General features: G+C 64.8%; 18 protein-coding genes. 11 read left to right on the top strand and 7 right to left on the bottom strand.

The features are described from left to right. The first annotated feature begins 15 nt into the window (after nucleotides 1–15). From ACWBU6_RS15845 to ACWBU6_RS15830, 4 genes are all read left to right on the top strand, one after another. Nucleotides 16–411, top strand: coding sequence for an Hpt domain-containing protein (locus ACWBU6_RS15845; RefSeq protein WP_452644374.1), 396 nt, complete (start codon nucleotides 16–18; stop codon nucleotides 409–411). 235 nt (nucleotides 412–646) lie between these two features. Then, a complete protein-coding gene (locus tag ACWBU6_RS15840; protein WP_452644373.1) occupies nucleotides 647–1,027 on the top strand; it encodes a hypothetical protein in 381 nt (126 codons plus the stop codon). Between the two features lie 96 nt (nucleotides 1,028–1,123). Continuing rightward, nucleotides 1,124–3,868: an XrtA/PEP-CTERM system TPR-repeat protein PrsT gene (gene prsT / locus ACWBU6_RS15835; protein WP_452644372.1), complete on the top strand. Its 2,745-nt coding sequence runs from the start codon at nucleotides 1,124–1,126 to the stop codon at nucleotides 3,866–3,868. 96 nt (nucleotides 3,869–3,964) lie between these two features. Then, nucleotides 3,965–4,849 carry a hypothetical protein gene (locus ACWBU6_RS15830; protein WP_452644371.1) on the top strand — a complete coding sequence of 295 codons (885 nt, stop codon included), beginning with the start codon at nucleotides 3,965–3,967 and terminating at the stop codon, nucleotides 4,847–4,849. Here ACWBU6_RS15830 and ACWBU6_RS15825 read toward each other — a convergent pair. Further along, complete coding sequence (locus ACWBU6_RS15825) at nucleotides 4,834–6,444, bottom strand: FAD-binding oxidoreductase (RefSeq protein WP_452644370.1); 1,611 nt, start codon at nucleotides 6,442–6,444, stop codon at nucleotides 4,834–4,836. The two genes, ACWBU6_RS15830 and ACWBU6_RS15825, sit on opposite strands and share 16 nt — an antisense overlap. Nucleotide 6,445: 1 nt before the next feature. Next, nucleotides 6,446–7,159 (bottom strand): N-acyl amino acid synthase FeeM domain-containing protein, encoded by a 714-nt coding sequence (locus ACWBU6_RS15820; protein WP_452644369.1) that lies wholly within the window; start codon nucleotides 7,157–7,159, stop codon nucleotides 6,446–6,448. Between the two features lie 171 nt (nucleotides 7,160–7,330). Between ACWBU6_RS15820 and ACWBU6_RS15815 the strand changes: the two genes are divergently transcribed. The 4 genes from ACWBU6_RS15815 to ACWBU6_RS15800 all read left to right on the top strand — a co-directional run bounded on the left by ACWBU6_RS15815 (nucleotide 7,331) and on the right by ACWBU6_RS15800 (nucleotide 11,411). Continuing rightward, nucleotides 7,331–8,269 (top strand): EDSAP-1 family PEP-CTERM protein, encoded by a 939-nt coding sequence (locus ACWBU6_RS15815; protein ID WP_452644368.1) that lies wholly within the window; start codon nucleotides 7,331–7,333, stop codon nucleotides 8,267–8,269. A 99-nt stretch (nucleotides 8,270–8,368) separates the two neighbouring features. Then, nucleotides 8,369–9,892: an XrtA system polysaccharide chain length determinant gene (locus ACWBU6_RS15810; RefSeq protein WP_452644367.1), complete on the top strand. Its 1,524-nt coding sequence runs from the start codon at nucleotides 8,369–8,371 to the stop codon at nucleotides 9,890–9,892. 11 nt (nucleotides 9,893–9,903) lie between these two features. Then, nucleotides 9,904–10,668 carry an XrtA-associated tyrosine autokinase gene (locus ACWBU6_RS15805; RefSeq protein WP_452644366.1) on the top strand — a complete coding sequence of 255 codons (765 nt, stop codon included), beginning with the start codon at nucleotides 9,904–9,906 and terminating at the stop codon, nucleotides 10,666–10,668. Further along, nucleotides 10,665–11,411, top strand: coding sequence for a class I SAM-dependent methyltransferase (locus ACWBU6_RS15800; RefSeq protein ID WP_452644365.1), 747 nt, complete (start codon nucleotides 10,665–10,667; stop codon nucleotides 11,409–11,411). Before ACWBU6_RS15805 ends, ACWBU6_RS15800 begins: the two co-directional genes overlap by 4 nt. 3 nt (nucleotides 11,412–11,414) lie before the next feature. Here ACWBU6_RS15800 and ACWBU6_RS15795 read toward each other — a convergent pair whose 3' ends face one another. Genes ACWBU6_RS15795 through ACWBU6_RS15785 form a run of 3 tightly spaced genes read right to left on the bottom strand, consistent with a single transcriptional unit; the run spans nucleotide 11,415 to nucleotide 15,983 of the window. Further along, entirely contained in the window at nucleotides 11,415–12,461 is a 1,047-nt protein-coding gene (locus ACWBU6_RS15795; RefSeq protein ID WP_452644364.1) for a glycosyltransferase family 4 protein, read from the bottom strand. An 11-nt stretch (nucleotides 12,462–12,472) separates the two neighbouring features. Beyond that, the gene (locus ACWBU6_RS15790) at nucleotides 12,473–13,900 is read right to left on the bottom strand and encodes an oligosaccharide flippase family protein (protein ID WP_452644363.1); all 1,428 of its coding nucleotides are present in this window, start codon (nucleotides 13,898–13,900) and stop codon (nucleotides 12,473–12,475) included. Between the two features lies 1 nt (nucleotide 13,901). Beyond that, the gene (locus ACWBU6_RS15785) at nucleotides 13,902–15,983 is read right to left on the bottom strand and encodes a glycosyltransferase (RefSeq protein WP_452644362.1); all 2,082 of its coding nucleotides are present in this window, start codon (nucleotides 15,981–15,983) and stop codon (nucleotides 13,902–13,904) included. Nucleotides 15,984–16,082: 99 nt separating this feature from the next. On the opposite strand from ACWBU6_RS15785, the gene ACWBU6_RS15780 reads away from it, so the two are divergent. Then, nucleotides 16,083–16,787: a hypothetical protein gene (locus ACWBU6_RS15780; protein ID WP_452644361.1), complete on the top strand. Its 705-nt coding sequence runs from the start codon at nucleotides 16,083–16,085 to the stop codon at nucleotides 16,785–16,787. Next, nucleotides 16,772–17,392 carry an ABC transporter permease gene (locus ACWBU6_RS15775; protein WP_452644360.1) on the top strand — a complete coding sequence of 207 codons (621 nt, stop codon included), beginning with the start codon at nucleotides 16,772–16,774 and terminating at the stop codon, nucleotides 17,390–17,392. The genes ACWBU6_RS15780 and ACWBU6_RS15775 overlap by 16 nt, the downstream gene beginning before the upstream one ends. Here ACWBU6_RS15775 and prsR read toward each other — a convergent pair. Next, on the bottom strand, nucleotides 17,366–18,712 hold the full coding sequence (prsR, locus tag ACWBU6_RS15770) for a PEP-CTERM-box response regulator transcription factor (RefSeq protein ID WP_452644359.1): 1,347 nt from the start codon (nucleotides 18,710–18,712) through the stop codon (nucleotides 17,366–17,368). The genes ACWBU6_RS15775 and prsR overlap by 27 nt on opposite strands. Before the next feature lie 101 nt (nucleotides 18,713–18,813). Between prsR and nadB the strand changes: the two genes are divergently transcribed. After that, entirely contained in the window at nucleotides 18,814–20,421 is a 1,608-nt protein-coding gene (gene nadB, locus ACWBU6_RS15765; protein ID WP_452644358.1) for an L-aspartate oxidase, read from the top strand. Here nadB and ACWBU6_RS15760 read toward each other — a convergent pair. Further along, nucleotides 20,418–21,161, bottom strand: coding sequence for a substrate-binding periplasmic protein (locus ACWBU6_RS15760; protein WP_452644357.1), 744 nt, complete (start codon nucleotides 21,159–21,161; stop codon nucleotides 20,418–20,420). The genes nadB and ACWBU6_RS15760 overlap by 4 nt on opposite strands. Between the last annotated feature and the right edge of the window lie 11 nt (nucleotides 21,162–21,172).

Genomic DNA, 21,172 nt, shown 5'->3' with positions numbered 1-21,172 from the left:
AAGGGGACTGTATTTATGAGTTATGCTAGTGCGCCGGATGAGGCGGTCTTTTGCGTCGACAAACTTCTGGAATACATGGGGCAGGATGAAAAAGCCCTTAATACGGTCGTCAAGATCGTCCGCGACGGCATCGGTCCGGGCGTTGAACCGCTCAATATGGCCGGCGAAGCGATCCGCGACGCCAAATTCATGGAAGCGCGGCGCATCCTGCATAACCTGCGCGGTTCGATCGGCAACCTGGGCGCCAAGCGCTTTGTGGCCGCCTCGCTGGCGCTTGAACTGGCCCTGCAGGAAGGGCGAATTGTCGAAATACCGCTCCTGTTTACCGCGCTCGAAGGGGAGTTGAAACTGGTGCACGACCACGCCGGGGCATGGCTTGACCAGCATAGCGGACGTGCCGCCGCCCGCTAACGATTGCTTACATCTGTTACCCGAAGCGGTTTTGTGCGGCGCAATACCCGCATGTTAAGATCCGGAACAATTATAGATTTGGCAGAGTTTTGCGAGCCGTGCGCCTTTTTTTACTCGCATTTCATAAAATCCTGAAAGTTGCCCGCGACTTGACGCCGGGCAATTAATTGATATAATGCCATCCGTTCGGGAAATAATAGGAAATATGGAAATTTTCAACAAGGCGGGAGTGATAGTGACATCTACGCTTGTCATGGTCGGCATGTTGATTGCCTGCCAAGCCAAGGAAGAAGTCCAGCCGCCGGCGCCCGTGGTGGAAGCGGTGGCAAAGAAATTAGCCGAACACGGCGGTGCCGCGGCAGAACGCCGCCTGCGCGAATGGGTTGAGCAAGGCTCGCCTGTTGCTGCGCGAGAACTGGGTCTGCTGTACAGCCTGGATGCTGCAAAGCACAAAGAAGCCATGCGCCTGCTGGAAAAGGCTGCCCTGGCGGGCGATGCCGTCTCAGTCGATTACTTGTCTACCCGCTATCGCTCGAGCGCGACCGTGGCCAATGCCGATGGCTCGCGCAGCTGGCCGCTGTACGTCCAGCTGGCTAACCAGCAGCAAGCCAAATAAACCCCTCCCCCTGATCGCACGCTTTCTTGAGCGCGATCAACAAGCGGATTCAGGAGCTCCCTACGCTGGAAACTTCACCAGCCTGGGAGTTTTGTCATGTCTCGACTGATTACTGTTACGGCAGGAATCGCGCTTGTTGCCCTGCTCGCCTGCCAGCGTATCAAGCCCGTGGCAGATGTACTGGCCGATGCGCGGAAGGCGCACGAAAGTGGCGAGCAGCGGGCTGCGGTCATCCATCTCAAGAACCTGTTGCAACGGGAGCCTGGCCATGCCGCCGCACGACGCATGCTGGGCGAACTGCACCTGGCGCTGGGCGATGCGGTGTCGGCAGAAAAGGAGCTGCGCCGTGCGCTGGCCCTTGGCCAGCCCCGCCTGGACCTCTTGCCGCTGCTGGTGCAGGCCATGCTCGCCCAGGGGGCCTATCAGGGCCTGCTGGACGAACTGCAGGAGGAATCCCATACCCCCGCCGTGCTCGCCTGGCGCGGCCATGCCATGCTCGGGCTGGGGAAGGCGGAAGATGCCAGCCAGCTTTACACGCAAGCCTTGCACAAGCATGGCAAGCTGGTTGAAGCGCACCTGGGCCAGGCCAGGCTGGCGCTGCTGCGCAGCGATTCGGCCGCGGCGGCAGAATCGGTGCAGCGCGCCCTAGCATCCGATCCGCACAATATCGAAACCCTGCGCTTCCAGGGCGACCTGTTGCGCGCCCAGGGCGATGTCGCTGGCGCCCTGGCCGCGTATCGCGCCATCCTCAGGCAAAACAGGAGCAACCTGCAGGCGTTCGCCGACATTGCCGCAGTCCACCTGCTGGAGGGCAAGCCGGCGCTGGCGCGCGAGCAGCTCGACGCAGCCCGCAAGATCCAGCCGGCCAGCCTGGTCATCCTCTACGCCCAAGGATTGCTCGACCTGGCGGAAGGCAAGCACAAGGCAGCGCTCGAACGGGCGCAAATGGTGCTGCGCGCCGCCCCGGATCACCTGCCCAGCATGCTGCTGGCCGCTACGGTGGAGTTCGAGTCCGGCGCAACCGCGCAGGCGCGCGCCCATATCATGCGCTATCGCCAGTCCCACCCGAAGGAAGCCTTTGCGTTGCGTTTGCAAGCCCAATGCGATGTGCGTGAGGGCAAAGTGCTGGAAGCTTTGGCCTTGCTGGAGCCGGCAATCGCCGAACACCCCCAGGAGGTCGACTTGCTGGCCCTGGGCGGCGAGGTGGCAATGCGCGCCGGCAAACATGAACTGGCCGCGCGCTGGTTTGGCCGCGCCAGCAGCCTGGCGCCGGAATCGGGCAGCCTGCTGGCCGCCAATGGCTTGAGCCTGCTTAGCCAGGGGCAGGACGCGCGGGCAATCGAGGCGTTGCAACAGGCCACGCAGAAGGAAGGCGGGGCAGCGTCGCGCGCCGGCTCCTTGCTGGTGATGAGCTACCTGCGCAACCGCAACTTCGGCAAGGCGATGGAGCAGATCCGGCAAATGGAGGCGCTGGGTGAGAATCCTGCCGTGCAAAACCTGAAAGGCGGCGTGCTGCTGGCAAGCGGCGACCTGGCCGGCGCGCGCCAGGCGTTTTCGCGGTCCCTGCAACTGGACCCCTCCCATATGCCAGCCCTGGACAACCTTGCCGAACTCGACTGGCTGGAAAAGAAAGTGCCGCTGGCGCGCCAGCGCTACGAAGCCGCACTGGAACGCAACCGCGGCAGCCTGCCGCTGATGATGGCGCTCGCCAGGCTGGAAGCGCGCCAAGGCAAACTGCCGGCAGCCATCGGCTGGCTGGAACGGGCCATGGCGGCGGCGCCCGATGCCATCGGGCCGGTGCAGACGCTGGCGGCGCTCCACCTGCGCCATGGACAGGCGGTCAAAGCGCTCCGGCAGGCGCAGCGCCTGCAACAGCTTGACCCAAACCAGCCGGCCAGCCTGGACTTGCTGGCCCAGGCTGCCACCGCGGCCGGCCAGCACGCGTTGGCCCTGGACAGCCTGCAGAAACTGGCGCACCTGCGGCCTGCCGAATCGGATGTCCAGCTGCGCATTGCCCGGACCGCGCTGACATTGAAGCAAACCGCGCCTGCCTTGCAGGCTGCCCGCAAGGCCATTGCGCTCGCCCCGGCCAGGGAAGATGCCCTGGTGCTTGCCAGCGCGCTCATGCTCGACAACGGTGCGGCCGAGGAGGCCCGGAAGCTGGCGCGGACGGTGCAACAGCGCCAACCCGGCGCCGCCATCGGCTTCAAGCTCGAGGGCGATGCACTGCTGCATCAAGGCAAGGCAGCCGAATCCGTCGGCCTCTACGAGCGTGCTTATGAGCTGCAGCGCAGCGGTCCGCTGCTGATCGCCCTGCACCGCGCCCTGCATGCCGCCGGCAAAGGGACGGCCGCAGAAGAGCGCATGCAAGACTGGCTCGGCAAGACTCCTGCCGACCAGCCAACGAGGTTGTATTACGCCAGCCATTTACTGCAGCAGTCCCGGTTTGGCGCGGCACGGCGCGAGTATGAAACCATCCTGCAGCGCGATCCCGACAATGTACTGGCCCTGAACGACCTGGCCTGGGCGCTGCTCCAGACCAGGGATGCCAATGCGCTGCCGCTGGCCGAGCGCGCCTACCGCCTCGCCCCAGGCAACCCGGCAGTGGCCGATACCTTGGCCTGGATCCTGGCGGAAAATGGTAAACCTGCGCGTGCCCTGCCCTTGTTGAAGAAGGCATTGGAAACCGCTCCGACAGCAGCCGACATCCGCCTGCATTACGCGCACGCGCTGTTCCGCAGCGGCGACAAGCGCGGCGCGCGCAGCCAGTGCGAACTGTTGCTTGCGGTCCAGGGTCTGGCCCAGCGCGCCGAGGTCGAGGGCCTGCTGGCCAAGCTATAGGGTGTCGGCGCCCTTTACGCAATGGCCAGCCCGCCCCGGCGCCGGTGCTGGCGCGCTCCTTGCAACGTGGGCCTTATCCACTACCGGGAGTCCACCATGTTCAAGAGTGCCTTCTACTGCGGTATCGCCTGTCTGTCGGCCCTGGCGGGCGCCGGACCGGCCGCTGCCGCACCGCTCGCCCCGTTCGTACTGCATACGCCGGGCGCCGTCGAGATCAAGTTCAGCGGCTACCTGGCGCGCAGCAGCGATGCCGGCGGTGCAGGAATACGCGAAGCCAGCTTCGGCGCCGGCTATATGACCAGCATCCACGAGCTTGGCAACCCTGCCCGGCAGCTTTGGCGCAGCGGACAGGACAATCAGAGCATTTCCTTCATGATGTATGGCGCGGCCGATGCCACAGTGCTTCCCGTGGCGGGCTCGTCAGCGAACCAGGTGTTCGGGACCGGGTGTACGCATGCCGCCTTCGGCTGCGACGGCAAGATCCACCTCGACTTCTATCTCGACAAGCAAAGCGGCGGCACCAATCCCGGCTTCGGCATTGGCGGGCTCCGCGCCTCGCAGCGCCAGGGCTTCAATCAGTTGGGCGGCATCACCGATGGCGCCCTGTTGATGCGCTGGGAGTTCGTGCCCGGCCTGGCGCCTGGCGCCCCGGGCGGAACGCCGGTCACGCTAGTGCAGCAACTGAGCGGCGTCACCTCGCCCTCTTCCGGTTTTGGCAGCTACCTGGCGCGCTGCGCGGGCGGTCCGGCCTGCCGCTACTTCAGCAACGGCATGCAGCAGGCCGGGGCCGACTTCTATGGTACCAACACCATGACCAGCATCCTGGCCCTGACTGCCATTGGCCAGAACGGCTGGAGCGCACGCCTGTCGGACCCGGTGATCGCCCAGGTCGCGCTGGCCCAGCCGCCCGGCATTGCCCTGCTGCCGCTGGGCGGGGCCCTGCTGTTGCTGGTGCGGCGGCGCCGTCAGCGCGGCTGGTAGCGTCCCGGGGCGATGATCTGTTGCGGATCGAGTGCAGCCTTGATGCGGGCCACCGTGCTCCAGTAGGTATCGTGCCCGTTATCCAGCGCCCGCATCGATTGCGGGCCTACGCGGTAGGGAATATAGCCCGCTCCCATCAACCGCGCAAACGACATTTCATAGCACTGCCTGGCACGAGCGGCGTCGGCGGCATCCTGCTGGTCAAAGCAGATGGTCAGCACGCCGCCCAGCGCTCGCTCGTTAATCATGCTGAAGGTTTCGAACAGGTCAAAGCCATGACTGGCAAAGACCGGCTCCACCAGCGCGTGCACCCGCAGCAAGTCGATGCCGCGCATCGGCAGCACCGGCGCCAACCACATCATGCCGCAGCCGTCGCGCGCCGGATTGGCGCCAAGCGGAAAGCCGGGCGGCAAGCCGCCCCGGCGGCGCCAGTAGGCGCCCGCCAGGAAGCGCCCGTCCGGGATGCCCCGATTCATGTTCAGCAAGGAACGCCCAAGGTCCACTTGCGCCGATAGGCGTGCGCCGCGCTTGCCCCCTCCCATCAGCCGCGCTGCCATGCTCCCCACGGCCAGTGTCCGCTCATCGATAAAACGCAGCCGGGCCAGCGTGCCGATCGCGCGGCGCAGGCTGCGCCGCGCATCCGCCACCTGGGCCGGCCGGCCGTAAAGCGCGGCTGACACGGTCCAGGCGCCAATTCCCGCTTGCCGGCACAGGCGGGCGCGCAAGGGCGGCGGCACTGGCGGCCCTTGCGGCACCTGCGCAGCCGGGAAGACCATGCCACCCGATAACACACGCAGGTCGTTCCCGATATGCACCACGCTGCGCAAGGTGCCATCCATGCGCAGCGGGCGCAGCGCATCGACCACGGCAGCGATGCCGTCGAAGCCAGGCACGCTCGCCACCAGGTGGCTCAGCGCCTCGGTTTGCGGCATCAGCCACAGGCCGAGGCTGGTAACGATGCCGAAGTTCGCTTGCGTGAACAGGCCATCGAGCCATGGCCCGACACCATACGGGTAGAGGTGGGCCGCCGTGGCGTGGGCAAAGTGGCCAAAGCCGGTTTCGAGGGTGTCGCCGCTGGCCAGCACGATGCGCATGCCGGCCATGTGCAGCATCCGGTTGCCGTAAGGGCTGTGGCCGAAGCCGCGCTCCAGGATGTTTCCGATCAGGCTGGTATCCGGTCCCGCGCCGGTACAATCCATCCACAAGGGCAATTGCAGCTCTGCCAGGCGGGCAGCAAGCCGGGCCTGCGTGACGCCCGGTTCGATCACGGCATAAGCCAGTTCGCGGTCGATCTCGAGGATGCGGTCCATGCCGCCCAGGTCAACGATGACCTGGCCTTCGCCGCTTGGATTGGCATCGCCATAGCCCCAGTTGTGCCCGGTACTTAAGGGATACAGGGCAATGCCAAAATCGGCGGCGCTGCGCACCACCGCCACCACCTCCCCGTGCGATAAGGGGCGCAGTACCGCCAGCGGGATAACCGGGCTGGCCGCAGTGCTCGCCGCATAGGGGCCGAGATCGGCCGGCGCGGTAAGGACACGGGCGGGGCCAAGCAGCAGGCGCCAGGCTTGCAGCGCTGGTTCCAGGGAGCTCATCTCAGTCCCTCCCTTCGCGCAGGCGCACCGTGATACCCGCCTCATCCTGTGGCGAGAAGAAAAAGGGATAGAAGGAACGCTCGTCGGGGACCGATTCCATGCGCCCGCCATATAGCGCGATCTGCCGCGCCATATGCGTCAGGTCCAGCCGCAGCAGGACGGCCGGCGCGCCGACACGGCTGCAATGCCGCTCCGCTGCGGCGTCCTGGAAGCCCAGCATACGCTTGTAGAAGCGCACATGGCGCGGATTGACCTCGATGACATAGTCGGTGCTGCCATGCAGGTTGTGGGCATACACATAGGAGATGTGGATCAAGGCGGCGAACACGCGCATATTGACATTGCGGTCAATCGCCAGCCGTGCCGGCTCGCACAGGCGCCGTCCCTGCGCCCGCAGGGTAGCCAGAATGTCGCCAAAGTTTTCATCGGCAGGCAGGCCAATGGCGGGATCATCCAGGCATAAGGACATGGTTGCCACCGTTTCCCCCTGGCTGTCTGCTGCCAGCGTGATGCGGTTCGGTTCGTGGGGTGCGTTCGGGTCCACTTCATAGCCGCGCCATCCATACATCTTTTGCAGCAGCACGCTGGCCGCCTCGCGCTTGCCGGCCGAATTGGCCAGCCGGATATGGAACAGTTGCTGGTCGATCCCGTGCAGCGCCTGCTCGCCGCCGGCGGCCTCGTCAATCAACAGGGAAACAATGGTGTCTTCGTCCACGGTGCGTCCTCCTATCGGAATAGGGCTTGGACGCTCGGCCTGGCGCTAGGTTCCGCACGCGTCGGATTTCTTTTCACGGTCCTGGGCCAGCGGGGCGCCGATGCATGGCACGGATGCTGCTCGTACCCACATGCCGGCAAACCCGCCGCAAACCAATCGGAGATCCTCGCTATGACTACCTTCTGCAAGTCCCTACTGGCAACTGCTGCCTTGGTGGCGGCCGGAATTGCCAGCCTACCGGCCCAGGCCTCCACGTTCGCTTCGGCCATCCTCGACATCAACAATTTCCGCTTGCTGCATTCGGACAGTACCGCCTACAGCACGGCCGACTTCACCATCCTGCAGGGGACCAATGATGCCCACGCAACGGCCTCGCTGAACGGTGTCTTCGCCAACGGGGCGTCTTCCATCCCCATCCTGACCGGTACGCCAAATGTTGCCCAGCAATGTGTCGGGGCGCCGTGCCCGGCCCTGCCCCCGAACAATTTCACGCCCTTCCCCTACCCCCCGCCTGTCCCAGGTACCTTTGGCTATGCCGACCAGGACTTGACCGGCGCCTCGATCACGATTAACGGCAACCCGGCCGGCGCCCACGCGCGCACGCGCGCCGACGCCTCGACCGCCCTGAATGCGATTGCCTCGGGCAATTCCGATGTCGGAACCTCGACCACCTTCAGGTTCACCCTCGGCGCGTCGGACACCATGACCGTGGAATTCAGTGCCGACGCTTTTACCCAGGCCTTTGTCTCGATGGGTTCGGGACCCAACGCCAACGCCAATGCGCGCCTGTCCTGGTCGATCAATATCGTCGACCTCACTACCTCTGCAAGAATCTTCGAGTACGCCCCGTCGGAACTGAATGAAGACAGCGTACGCAGCCGTACCGACGGCGCGCCAGGCATCCTGACTTACACCTTTGCGACGCCCGTTGGTTCGCCGTTCTCGGCCGTCTCACCTCTGCTGACGGCTGGCAACAGCTACCAGATCACGATCCAGCACAACACGCTGGCCAACGCCCTGCAACAGGAACTGCCGGAACCGGATTCGCTGGCGGTGCTGGCCGCCGGCATGCTGGCAATGTCGCTGGCGCTGCGCCGCCGCAAATCCTGACCGCTTCTTGACAGGCCTCAAAGTTCGGGCGGGTTCGCCAGCGGGGCCGCAAACCCGCCCATATAATCCAAAGGACCAAGGCACCACCAGGAGCGCAGCATGGAGCATCTCTTCAGCCAATTGCTGTCCAGCCTGAAAGGCATGTGGAAACATCGCTGGGCGGGAATCAGCATCACCTGGCTGATTGTGCTGGTGGGCTGGGCCAAGGTCTATTCCCTGCCCGACGAGTACCAGAGCACAGCGCGGGTGTTCGTCGACACCCAGAGCATCCTCAAACCGCTGATGGTCGGCATGACCAGCATGCCCAACGTGGAACAGCAGGTGGCCATCATGAGCCGCACCCTGCTCAGCCGTCCAAATATCGAACGGGTGCTGCGCATGGTCGATCTCGATGTGCGCACCGTGTCGGCGCGCGAGCACGACGCGATGGTCGACGAAATGCTGAAACGGATCCGCATCAACGGCACCGGCACCTACGATATCTACACCATCAACTACACCCATTCCGACCCGCGCCAGGTGCGCGATGTGGTGCAGGCACTGCTGTCCATCTTCGTCGAAGGCAGCTTCAAAGGAAAAAAAGGCGACTCGGAGAAGGCCGTACAGTTTATCGACGAGCAGATCAGGAATTACGAAGAGCGCCTGCTCGCGGCGGAAAACTCGGTCAAGGAATTCCGCCTGAAACACAACTATCTCCTGCCACGCGAAGGGCAGGACTACGGCGGCAAGCTGCTGACAGCCACCGAGTCGCTGGCCAGCGCACAGCTCGAACTGGCCGAAGCGGAGCAGGCGCGCAAGGCGATCGAGGCCCAGTTCGGCGGCGACGAGCCCTTGCTTGCCGCCATCGCTACGCCCGGCGAAGTAAGCGAACTCGACGCCCGGATCAGCGCGTTGAACAAGAATCTCGACACCTTGCGCATGCAGTACACCGACCAGCATCCCGATGTGGCGGCTGCCCTGCGCCTCATTGCCCAGCTCGAAGAAAAGCGACAGCAGGAACGCGAGAAACACGCGGACCCGGCCGATACGGCCCGGCAGTACAATCCCCTGTTCCAGCAGATGAAGGTCGCCCTGGCCGAATCGGAAGCGCGTGTCGCTGCGCTGCGGGCGCGCGTCGAAACCATGCGGGAGCGGCAATCGCAATTGCAGCAGCAGCGCAATGCCGTTCCGGAACTGGAGTCCCAGCTCGGCCAGCTCACTCGCGACTACCAGGTCAACAAGGACAATTACGAGAAGCTGATTGCCCGCCGCGAGGCTGCCAAGCTGTCGGGGGAATTGACAACCACCACCGAGATGATGAGCTTCAAGATCATCGACCCTCCTACCATGCCGCAGCGCCCCACCGGACCCAACCGCGCCCTATATTACAGCGCCGTCCTGGCCGCCGGCCTGCTCGGCGGCGCCGCGGCGGCCCTGGGCCTGTCGGAATTGCGCCCAACTTTTCTGAGTCCTGCAGAACTGCGCGCCGCAACCGGCTTGCGGGTCCTCGGCACCATCGGCATGAACTGGACCGAGGACGAAAGGCGCCGGCATCTGCGCGACCGCTTCGGCTTCGGCGCAGGCAGCGCCTGCCTGCTGCTGGGCTATAGCGGTGTGATGGCCTTTACCCTGCTTTACCAATAAGTGGAGGTTCCATGCAATTGCCCCCCAGTTTGCTGGAAGTTGCGCCGCCCGCCGAGCTAGGCTATGCCGACATCAACCTGGTCCGGATGCGCCAGCGGGGCATGGTCACACATGAAAGCGGACGCACCCCCGTTGCCGAAGACTTCCGCATCGTCAAGCGCCATCTGCTCAACGATGCGCGCGCCAGTGGCGCCGGCGCCATCCCGCATGGCAACCTGATCGTCGTGACCAGCGCCCTGCCGGGCGAGGGCAAGACTTACTGCGCGGTCAACCTGGCCATGAGCATTTCGATGGAAAAGGACGCGCGCGCGCTGCTGGTCGATGCCGATGTGGCGCGCCCTTCGGTGCTCAAAGTGCTGGGATTGCAGGCCGAGCGCGGCCTGATGAATGTGCTGCTCGATGGCAGCGTCGAGCTTTCCGACGTTATCATGCGCACCAACGTGCCTTCCCTGACGCTGTTGCCCGCGGGACCGGCCAGCCGCCATGCGACCGAGCTGCTCGCCAGCCACAACATGAGCCGCCTGCTGGAAGAACTCGCCAGCCGCTATCCCGACCGTATCATCGTGTTCGACTCGCCGCCCTTGCTCTTGACCACAGAAGCGAGTGTGCTGGTGTCGCAGATGGGCCAGGTGGTCATGGTGGTCGAGGCCGAGACCACCACCCAGTCCGCGGTGCAGGCGGCCCTGCAGCGCATCGAGCATTGCCGGCACGTCAACCTGGTCTACAACAAATCCCGCGCCTTTCTTGGCGCCCAATACTATGGGTACTACGAATGATCGATGCGGCTGCCATTGGCGTGCTGTTCCTATGCGCCTACATCTTGCATAAGGTGCGCAACATGCACCTGCTGGTGCATGAGATGAAGGACGATTCCAGGCAGGAGCATGCCTCGCTCTTCCGCCAGCTGGAAGCGCTGCAAGGCCTGTATATCAGCCTCGGACTGCAACGCGCTTTGCCACTGACGCGCGGATGGGCCGCATCGCCTGACTTCCTGCAGGAACTGGCGGCCCATGCGCTCGATGAAAAGCCGGCCTGCGTCGTCGAATGCAGCAGCGGCACCTCAACCCTGGTCCTGGCGCGCTGCATGCAGATCAATGGCGCCGGCAAGGTGTTCAGCCTGGAACACGATCCCGCCTATGCCCGGCGCACCCGGCGCCAGCTGGAATTGCACGGCCTGGCGGACTGGGCAACCGTGATCGACGCGCCCCTGCTGACACAGACCTTCGGCGACCGCCAGCAGCCCTGGTACGATTGCAGCGGCCTGAAAACCGGCCAGCCGATCGAGATGGTCGTCATCGACGGGCCGCCGCAAGCGACAAGCGACGCCGCGCGCTATCCGGCTGGCCCCACCCTCTTCCCGCGCATGGCGCCCGGTGCCGCCATCTTCCTCGACGATGCCATGCGCCCCGGCGAGCGCGCCGCCTTGCAGCGCTGGGCTGCCGAATTCCCGGAACTCGAAATCAGCTCGTTGCCGTGCGAGAAAGGCGCCGCGATGCTGCGCTACCGGCCCAGGGCCTGAGGTTCAGGCCGCCTGGACGTGGACCAGCTCGCGATAGCAGGCAGCGACCTGGGAAGCCACGCGCTGCCATGTAAACTGCTCGACCATCGACTGGACGCTGGTACGTTCCGGCGGCCGGGTGGCCAGGCTGATGATGGCTTCCCGCTGGCCCGCCTGGTCGTCCCAGGCGACCTTGCGCAGCATGCTCTCGGAGCCCTCCAGCTGCAGCGCACTGTCTTGCGTCATGACCACCGGGGTACCGGCAGCCAGCGCCTCCAGGACCGACAGGGGAAAGATTTCGCCCTGGCTTGGCAGCGCCACCACGGACGCGGCGGCGTAGGCGCTGGCCAGCAGGGGGTCTTCATGGTCCAGCGCGCCGAGCCAGCGCGTCCAGGGAGACTTCAGCACATTCTGCAGGTAATCGTGCTCTTCCCGGGCGACAGGCCCGATCATCACCAGCGGCAGCTCGCACCCTGCCAGTGCCTGGGCCAGCCCCAGCTGGTTCTTGTATGACGAGACCGCCCCGACCGACAGCACGAACGGGCCGACAATGCCGGTGCGATGGCGGAACATTTCGCCTTTCGCGGTGAAGAACTGGCGGCTGATTCCATTCGGGAAGACACGGATCTTGGTGCGATCAGTCAGGAAGCCACTGACAATCGCTTCCCGTTCCGCCTCGCCAAGCGCAATCACGAGGTCGGCCAGCTGCAGCGCGCGCTTGGTCTGGGCGTAGCTTGTCTGCAGGTTATAGGAACAGATGCGCCCCGCCAGCCGGTCGGCGACACGCGCGCGAAAGCCTGCATTGCGGTTCCAGGTGGGCGACACGAGGGGCGAAAGCACGACTGGCAGACCCAGCTCGACTGCCGATTCGACCACCCGGAAATTCCCGTTGAAGGCGGAAAAAACGTGGATCAGATCGAAATCGCTCAGTTTCTGGCGCGCCGGATCCACCAGTTCTGCCGACATCGAAGCATCCAGGTGGTTCAGCGCCGCGACCGTCTCGCGTACCTGTATCTGCAGGCCCCCTTCGCGCTGGAACAACATGGGATAAGACAGGATTCCGATGCGCATAGGACCTCCCCTCATTGCTGCCAGCCAGTGCGGCGTAAAAAACCGGCCAAGGGATGGCGTTGCAGCCAGATCGCCAATCCCCAGCCCAGGGTTCCTGCCAAGGCAGCTGCCAGCAGGTGCGGTACTCCCGGTCCCTCATTGCCGGTGGCGGCAAGCAGTACGCAGGCCGGAGCGACTGCCACGCCAGTGGCCCAGGCACTCTTGCGCGAGGCCTGGAGCAACGCCGTCAGCTCCAGCCCGTACAACTTGTGCAGGCATCGCAATACAAGCCAACTGCGCAACAATAGGCTTAGCGCAATAGCCGCCGCCAGCCATTCCAGTCCCGCCAGTCCGGCCGGCACCAGCAGCGCCAGGCGCCCGGCGACCGCCATCGCATCGATCCTTGCCTGTTCGGCTATATGCCCCGTGGCCAGCAGCAGATAGCGCGCCATATTGAACATGCTATACAGCGCAGCAGCACCGCACATGATCCGTATCAAAGGTACGCAGCCTTGCCACTGGTGCCCATACAACAGTGCCACCAGGGGTTCCGCGAACAGGCCAGCCATCAGGAAGAAGGGCCAGGCCAGTGCCGTGATGCAGGTGGCGGCCGAGATGTATGCCTGGACGGGATCGCCCCCTTCGCGGGCATGCCTGGCGAACAGCGGGAATATGACAGGCGTGACCGCACTGGTCACGGCCTGGTTGAACAGGGCCAGCACCGACTGCGCCTTGCCAAGCAAGGCCACCTGCTCCGCACCCAGCAACTTGCCGGCAATCAGGTCCGGCGCCACCACGCCCACTTCGTCGATTGCATTGGCAGTGACCGCAAGGCCGCCCGGCCGCAGCAGCTTACAAATGCCTCTAAGCCCGGGGCGCAAAACCATACCCGGCGGCCGCTGGATGCAGGCGGCGGCGAAGCCCGCCGAAGTCGCAGCAAAGCTGCCCCACGCGAGTGCACACGGCCCCATGCCGTTCGCGGCCAAGGCAATGGTTGCTGCGAATTGCGTCGCGCTGTAGCATGCCGATGCCCGAAGCAAGGCAGCGGCGTGCATCTCGCGGCGCAGCATGGCGCTCACTTGCGAAGAAAATGGAACCAGCACGAAATTCAATGCCAGGATGCGCAGAACCTTGGCCAGTTCGGGCTGGCGATAGAACGCGGCCAATGGCCCGGCCAGCAGGGCCAGCATCGCTGCAAGGCCCCAGCCCATGGCAATCGAGATCGTCAGCAAGGCGCGCTGTTCAGCGGCTGACAGCCCTGGCCGCGCCACCAGCAATTGCCCGGTCCCAAGGTCGCGGAACACCTGCGCCAGCCCGGTGAGCACGGCTGCGATGGAGTAGACCCCGATCTCGGCCGGCGACAGAAGCCGGGCGAGGATGATCGAAGACGCCAGTGCCAGCGCCGCTTGCAGGTACTTCTCAGCGAAGCCGAAGGCAAAGTTGCGCGCGATCCCAGGCATCTCATGCCAGCCCGTCGTAGAAGGCCTCCACCTGCGCGCTGATCACCGGCACCGCATAACGGGCTTCCACTTCGGCCCTGCCCCGGCGTCCCATATCGGCGCGGCGCACGGGATCGTCAAACAAGGCCGCGATGATGCTGACGGCATGATCGATATCGCCGGGCGGCAGCAGCAGGCCGCCCGCGCTGCCGTCAAGGATGTCTTCGCTGCCCGGCACCCGTGTCGCCAGGGCCGGCACGCCGCAGGCCATGGCCTCGATGGTCGCAATGCCGAATCCCTCGCGCCGGCTGACCAACAGGTGCAGGTCCATTGCCGGGATGATCGACTCCACCCGCGCCTGGAAGCCAGTGAAAATGACGCGCCGTGTCAGGCGCTGGCGCCTGACCAGGTCGCGCAGCGACGATTCAAGCGGACCTGTCCCCACCAGCAAAAGCTTCAGCCGTGGCCGCAGTTTGGCCAAGTGGGCGAAGATCGCCAGCAGCTCTTCCGGGCGCTTTTGCGCCGACAGCCGCCCTACACTTCCAATCACTTCATCGTTGTCGGCGATTCCCCATTGCCTGCGTGCGGCTGACCGGCGGAGCGGAGAAGCCTGGAAGCGCTGCAAATCGACGCAGTTCGGAATCACCGCAAGGCGCACATCGGCCGGCAGCCATGGGCGGTACAGCGCCAGGAAGTGGTGCATGGCCGAATCGGAAACGGCGTAGACCCCTCTCACGCCGCCCATGGCACGCTGCAGCAGGCCACGCTGCCAGGCGTTGAACTCGGTATGCGGAAAGGCGTTGTGCACGCTGATCACCGCCGGCACGCCGCAATACCGGGCGAGCCACAGGGCACTGGCGCCGTAGGTGGTCCAGCAAAATGCCACATGCACCAGGTCAGGACGCAGCTTGCGCAGTGCCGGGGCACTAAGCGCCATCGCCCGCAAGCGGTTAAGGCGCCGCCAGGGCCACTCCTCCACCATGGGCGGCACCTTCAGGTCGGCTATCTCCACGCACTCGTCCTGCGCGCACTGGCGCCAGCGTTCATCGCCGGCGAAGCGCGGCGGCGCCAGCACGCAGTCATAGCCCACCCCCTTCAGGAATCGGGCCTCGTCCAGCATGCGCAGCTCCATGCCGCCAAGCTCACCTGAGAAGCTGGTAAGGACGATGCGCCGGCTGGACGGGCGCCTGGTGGCTGCAGTTGCCTCCGCGATATAGCCACCAAGATAAGCCAGCTCCCAGCGGCGCTGGAAGATACGCTCCGGCTGGCGCAACAGCAGGGCCGCAGCCAGGCCGCACAGTTCTTCCACGTACTTGCGCAGCATCCAGCGCGGCGCGCCGAACAGCTCGGGAAACTGGCCGGCCCTGGTCAAACGGCAGGCGCCGCGGCCATAGCGCCGGGCGCGCGCCATGACCCAGTCGGGCGTCAGCTGCACCGGGCGTATGTGATGGGCCACGCGGGCCGCCGGGCAGAACCAGGACTGGAATCCGGCGCCCTCCAGCAGCCGTGTGAAACTGACCTCCCCGCCCATCGCATATTCACCGGCGGCAGGCCCGATCGATTCGTCAAAGCGGTAGCCATGGCGGAATACCTCGCCGCGCACCGCCATATTGGCGCCCCAGACAAGCCCCGGATAGACCGGTCCTTCGGGCAGCATGGGGTCCGTCAGCCCATACGTCAGCCCGCAGGGCACCAGCCGCAACAGCCATTCCGGCGGCGCTTCGCTCCAGTCGGGGACGATGCTGCCGCCGAAGATGGCAAAACCCTGGCGCTCGGACGCGGCATCGGCATAGCGCAACAGCCAGTCGCGTTCGGGCGTTGCGTCATCGTCGGTGAAGACGAACAGGCGTGTCTCGGGGCCCTTCAGCGCCAGGGACAGGCCATGATTCAGGGCGGCATTCTTGCCGCGCCGAGGCTCATAGGCATAGTGCAGCGGAAGCCTGCTGGTATAGGACATCAGCAGTTCGCGCGTCCCGTCATTGCTGCCATTGTCGACCACCAGCAGGCGCCAGCCTTCTTCCGGACTGTGCAACTGCGTGTAGGCGTCAAGCACCTGCGGCAAGGTGCGCACACCATTGAACGTAGCCATCAGCACAGTCAGCATGATGATTCCTCCCTTGGAGGTCCCAGTCTATGCAAGGCCCCGGCGACGCTGCTTGCGCTATCTCAAAGAGTCCGCGCGAAGCTTTGCTGTAATGGTTTCATGTCCACGCGCATCCTGCACACTGTCTCGGAACTCGGCGCCGGAAATACGGCCTGGTATGCCGCCGCGCGCCTTCTGGGCCTGCTGGGCGTGCATCTGCGGCGCTATCATTTCGTGGCGCAGCGCGTGGCAGCGGCCGCAATGCGTGGCGCCCCCGGCAAGCTCGTGATGGCCCCCATCGCCAAACTGGCCGAGTTGCCGCCGCACTATCCCCGTCCCCGTGAAGTTGTCGCGGCGCGCTTTCGCCAGGGCGGCTGTAGCATCGCCGCCTGGAAAGGCAACGACCTTGCAGCGATCCTCTGGTACCAGCTCGGCGCCTATGAGGAGGATGAGGTCCGTGCGCGCTATTGCCTGCCGTCGCCGCGCTCATGCTGGGATTACGATGTTTTCGTGCAGCCCCACATGCGCCACGGTACCGCCTTCTGCCGGCTGTGGGACGAAGCGCACCGCCGCATGCATGCGCGTGGAATCCAATGGACCTGCAGCCGGATCTCCGCATTCAATCCTGGTTCGCTGCGGGCGCATCGCCGCATCGGTGCCGTCCATCTTGGCAGCGCCACGTTCGTCGCGGCCGGAGCCTGGCAACTGATGCTTGCAAGCCGGCTGCCATACCTTCATTTATCCCTTGGCCCCCGCTCCCGGCCACAACTTGTCTTCGACACGCGGCCGCTTGAACTTGGAGAACAGCGATGCCAGCCTACCTGATCCTGCTCGCGGCCCTGGCGGCCGACTGTCCGCCTTACACCAAGGGCGCCACTGGCGGCGATTATTACGACGCGCAAGACGCCAAAGGTCTGGCCGTGGTCGAGACTTTCCATTTCGGCCAGCAGGTGGAGGCCCTGCAACGGGGCATCTCAGGCACCCTGGGGGGCGACATCGGCTACACGCTGGAGCATTTCCCCAACCATCCGCGCGCCCTGGCTGCCATGGCGCGGCTCGGCTTGCGGGCAAAGCAGGCCAAGGCGCCCGGTGCGCATCACACTGTGGAATGCTACTTCCAGCGTGCCATCGGATTCCTGCCCAAGGACGGTGTGACACGGGCCCTATTCGGCGCCTACCTGTTGTCGCTGCGGCGCGACGCCGATGCGATCAGGCAGCTGGAAGAGGCACTGCAGGTGCAGCCCGGCAATGCGGCGGCCTGGTACAACTTGGGGCTGGCCAGGGTGCGGCGCAAGCAATGGCCGGAGGCATTGGAAGCCGCACACAAAGCGTATGGGCTGGGCTTCCCGCTGCCGGGCCTGCGGCAGCAATTGAAGTCCGCGCGCCAATGGCGCGAACCTGAATCACTTGATCCCGTGGTGGCTCATTAGGTCGTACAGTGTCGGCCGGCTCACCCCAAGCAACTCGGAAGCGCGTGCAATGTTACCGCCAGTCCTGGCCAGCGCCTTCACCATCACCCGGTATTCGGCGGCATTGCGTGCATCGCGCAGATCGATGTTTTCCGCTTGCTCCGCGCCGGGCGGCAGGCCCAGGTCCTCCAGCGTGATGTGCGGCCCTTCGCTCATGATGGCAGCACGCTTGATGCAGTTCTCGATCTCGCGCACATTGCCCGGCCAGCCATAGGCTTCGATGGCGGCCAGCGCGTCCGGATGGAACGGCAAGGCCGGGCGTCCCTCGGCCTGCAGGAAGCGGTGCCGGAAGTGCTGTGCCAGCAGCACGGCGTCGCCGACCCGCTCGCGCAGCGGAGGCACCACCAGTACGATCTCGCTCAGGCGGTAAAACAGGTCCTCGCGAAAGCGGCCCTCATCCACCATCGCCTTCAGGTTGCGGTGGGTGGCACAGACGATACGCACGTCCACTGCGATTTCGCTGCGCCCGCCCAGGCGCTCGATCACGCGTTCCTGCAGGAAGCGCAGCATCTTCGCCTGCAGCGGCAACGCCATGTCGCCGATCTCATCGAGGAAAAAGGTGCCGCCGGCCGCCAGCTCGATCTTGCCCAGCGTTTGCCGCTCGGCACCGGTGAAGGCGCCCTTCTCGTAGCCAAACAGCTCGCTCTCGAGCAGGTGTTCGGGAATGGCCGCGCAATTGATGGCCACCATGCGCCGGCCGTGCCGCGCGCTCAATTGGTGCAGGCCGCGCGCCAGGACTTCCTTGCCACAACCGGAGGCGCCCATCAACATCACTGTCGCGGAGCTGGGCGCCACCTTCTCTATGCTGCGGCACACGCGCAACATGCCCGGGTCGCGCGTCACCAGTCCTGCCAGCGGCGAATCGGCCTCGGTCTGCAGCATGCGCCGGTTGTCCTGCTGCACCGCGTGCAGGAAGAATGCGCGCTCGGCCATCAGGCGCAGCATGTCGCCATCCAGCGGCTTCTGGTGGAAATCATAGGCGCCTAGCGCCATCGCCTTCAGCACGTTCTCGCGGTCCTGGTTGCCGGACAGGACAATCACCTTGGTGTCCGCGGCAATCGCCAGCATCTGCTGCAGCAAAAGCAGGCCTTCGCTGGCGCTATCGGGTTCCGGGGGCAAGCCGAGGTCCATCGTCACCACCGCCGGCTGGTGCCGGCGCAACTGCCCGAGGGCAGCATCGCGGTTCCCCGCAAACACGACCTCATACGCATCCAGGGCCCAACGCAACTGCTTCTGCAGGCCCAGATCGTCCTCCACCACGAGCAGCTTTTTCTTGGTCATGCGGCCATCATGCAGCATGCCGCCAGTGGGGCTTTTGAGGCAGCGCAACGGCAAATAGTTTATATTGTTGCTTATTACGCGAAAAATCAGCCCGAAACCCCATGAAATTCGATGTCGTGATTGTCGGCAGCGGCCTGGCCGGCCTCTCTGTTGCACTCCACCTGGCGGAAAGCCGCAAAGTAGCCATCATCTCCAAACGCGCCCTGCTCGATGGGGCCTCGAACTGGGCCCAGGGTGGCATCGCCGCTGTACTCGACTCCGGCGACAGCCATGAGCAGCACATCGCCGACACCCTGGTGGCCGGCGGCGGCTTGTGCGATGAAGGCGCCACCCGCTTTATCGTCGAACACGGCCGCGAAGCCATCGAGTGGCTGATCGGCTTAGGCGTGCCGTTCACCCGCGACGCCAATGCCGAACTCGGTTTCCACCTGACCCGCGAAGGCGGCCATAGCCAGCGGCGCATCATCCATGCCGCCGACGCCACCGGCCACGCCGTACAGGTAACGCTGGAAGAAAAAGTGCGTGCGCATCCGAATATCAGCCTGTTCGAGCAGCACTGCGCGATTGACCTGATCACCACCGACAAGCTGGGCCCGCGCCCCGCCAGCGCTCAGCCGCGCTGCCACGGCTTATATGTACAAGACGTAACGACTGGCCAGGTGCACACCGTCTCGGCCGAACACACGGTGATGGCAACCGGCGGCGCCGGCAAGGTTTACCTGTACACCACCAATCCCGACACCGCCAGCGGCGACGGCATCGCAATGGCGTGGCGCGCCGGCTGCCGCGTATCGAACATGGAATTCATCCAGTTCCACCCGACCTGCCTGTACCACCCGTATGCCAAGTCCTTCCTGATCACGGAAGCGATCCGTGGCGAAGGCGGCCTGCTCAAGCTGCCGCCGGAAGCCGGCGCCGCGGCCGGTCAGCGTTTCATGCTGGCCCACGACGAACGGGCCGAACTGGCGCCGCGCGACGTGGTGGCACGCGCCATCGACTTTGAAATCAAGAAGCGCGGCCTGGACTACGTACACCTCGATATCAGCCACAAGCCTGCCGCCTTCCTGATCGAACACTTCCCGACCATTTATGCGCGCTGCCTGGAACTGGGCATCGATATCACCAAAGAGCCGATCCCTATCGTGCCGGCAGCGCATTACACCTGCGGCGGCGTCGTGACCGACCTGTTTGGCCGTACCGACCTGCCAGGGCTGTATGCGGTTGGAGAGACGGCATGCACCGGCCTGCATGGCGCCAACCGCCTGGCCAGCAATTCGCTGCTCGAATGCGTGGTGGTCGGCCGCGCCTGCGCACAGGACATCCTGGCGCAGGACAAGGAAAGCACGCCCTATCTGCCGGATTGGGATGAAAGCCGCGTCACCGATGCCGACGAGGAAGTGGTCATCGCCCACAACTGGGACGAACTGCGCCGCTTCATGTGGAACTACGTGGGCATCGTCCGCACCACCAAGCGGCTGGAACGCGCCCAGCACCGCATCGCGCTGCTGAAAGAGGAAATCGACGAGTACTACCGCCATTTCCGCATCACCAGCGATTTGCTGGAACTGCGCAACCTGGTGGAAGTAGCCTCACTGATCGTCAACAGTGCCCTGCAGCGGCGCGAAAGCCGCGGGCTGCATTTCAGCCGCGATTATCCGGCCACATTGCCGAAAGCGCTGCCGACCGTGCTCACGCCGGATCGCCGCTAAGGCACATTCACCTCGTGCCGCAAGCCGAGGCGCTTCAGCTCGCCGCTATCGGCCAGGCGCTGGAACTCGGCGTCGAATTCCTTGCGCAAGGCATCGGCGGCGGGACGCTTCGGGAACGCAAAATAGCCCTCCTGCACCTCGATCACGCGCGGCAGCATGGCCAGTTGGCCGGACAGCCCGAGCCGGCCCAGGACCGGCTCCGTATTGCGGCGGTTACTGGCAAACATCTGCGCATGCTGTGCCGCCAGCATTTTCAACCCGCTATCGACGCTGTTCACCACATCGAGCCGCAATTGCGGCCGCGCCTTGTCAAAGGCCGCACCGTAAGACCAGCCATTGACGATCGCGATGCGCTGCTCGGAAAGGGAAGCATAATCCCCGCTCCAATCCGGCATCGACCCTTTACGGACGTAGAACACCATCTGGTCCTGGTAGAACGGCAGCTTTGAAAACGACATGAGCTGCTGGCGCTCGAAAGTCTTGTAGGGACCGACCAGGATATCGGCCTTGCCCTGTGCAACCAGGGCCTGGGCGCGGGCCCACGGATAAAGCTCAAAGACCGCGCGGTGCCCCAGGCGCTGGGCAATCAGGCGCACCACTTCCGGTCCCAGGCCGACAATCTCGCCTTCCTGGCCGCGTTCGTAGACGCGTTCGAAATGCGTGCCGATCACCAGCAGGTCGCGGGCGCCCGCCGGCAGGCAACAAAACAAGGTGAAGATGGCAGCAGCGAATTTGCGCATGATTTCTCCCT

It is taken from the genome of Pseudoduganella sp. HUAS MS19 (assembly GCF_053615455.1).
This window is presented reverse-complemented; position numbering and strand designations above follow the sequence as displayed.

Coding starts and splice junctions, on each gene's coding strand:
- ACWBU6_RS15845 (WP_452644374.1), top strand. CDS start 16: ATGAGTTATGCTAGTGCGCCGGATGAGGCGGTCTTTTGCGTCGACAAA.
- prsT (WP_452644372.1), top strand. CDS start 1,124: ATGTCTCGACTGATTACTGTTACGGCAGGAATCGCGCTTGTTGCCCTG.
- ACWBU6_RS15830 (WP_452644371.1), top strand. CDS start 3,965: ATGTTCAAGAGTGCCTTCTACTGCGGTATCGCCTGTCTGTCGGCCCTG.
- ACWBU6_RS15825 (WP_452644370.1), bottom strand. CDS start 6,444: ATGAGCTCCCTGGAACCAGCGCTGCAAGCCTGGCGCCTGCTGCTTGGC.
- ACWBU6_RS15815 (WP_452644368.1), top strand. CDS start 7,331: ATGACTACCTTCTGCAAGTCCCTACTGGCAACTGCTGCCTTGGTGGCG.
- ACWBU6_RS15810 (WP_452644367.1), top strand. CDS start 8,369: ATGGAGCATCTCTTCAGCCAATTGCTGTCCAGCCTGAAAGGCATGTGG.
- ACWBU6_RS15805 (WP_452644366.1), top strand. CDS start 9,904: ATGCAATTGCCCCCCAGTTTGCTGGAAGTTGCGCCGCCCGCCGAGCTA.
- ACWBU6_RS15800 (WP_452644365.1), top strand. CDS start 10,665: ATGATCGATGCGGCTGCCATTGGCGTGCTGTTCCTATGCGCCTACATC.
- ACWBU6_RS15795 (WP_452644364.1), bottom strand. CDS start 12,461: ATGCGCATCGGAATCCTGTCTTATCCCATGTTGTTCCAGCGCGAAGGG.
- ACWBU6_RS15790 (WP_452644363.1), bottom strand. CDS start 13,900: ATGCCTGGGATCGCGCGCAACTTTGCCTTCGGCTTCGCTGAGAAGTAC.
- ACWBU6_RS15785 (WP_452644362.1), bottom strand. CDS start 15,983: ATGCTGACTGTGCTGATGGCTACGTTCAATGGTGTGCGCACCTTGCCG.
- ACWBU6_RS15780 (WP_452644361.1), top strand. CDS start 16,083: ATGTCCACGCGCATCCTGCACACTGTCTCGGAACTCGGCGCCGGAAAT.
- ACWBU6_RS15775 (WP_452644360.1), top strand. CDS start 16,772: ATGCCAGCCTACCTGATCCTGCTCGCGGCCCTGGCGGCCGACTGTCCG.
- prsR (WP_452644359.1), bottom strand. CDS start 18,712: ATGACCAAGAAAAAGCTGCTCGTGGTGGAGGACGATCTGGGCCTGCAG.
- nadB (WP_452644358.1), top strand. CDS start 18,814: ATGAAATTCGATGTCGTGATTGTCGGCAGCGGCCTGGCCGGCCTCTCT.
- ACWBU6_RS15760 (WP_452644357.1), bottom strand. CDS start 21,161: ATGCGCAAATTCGCTGCTGCCATCTTCACCTTGTTTTGTTGCCTGCCG.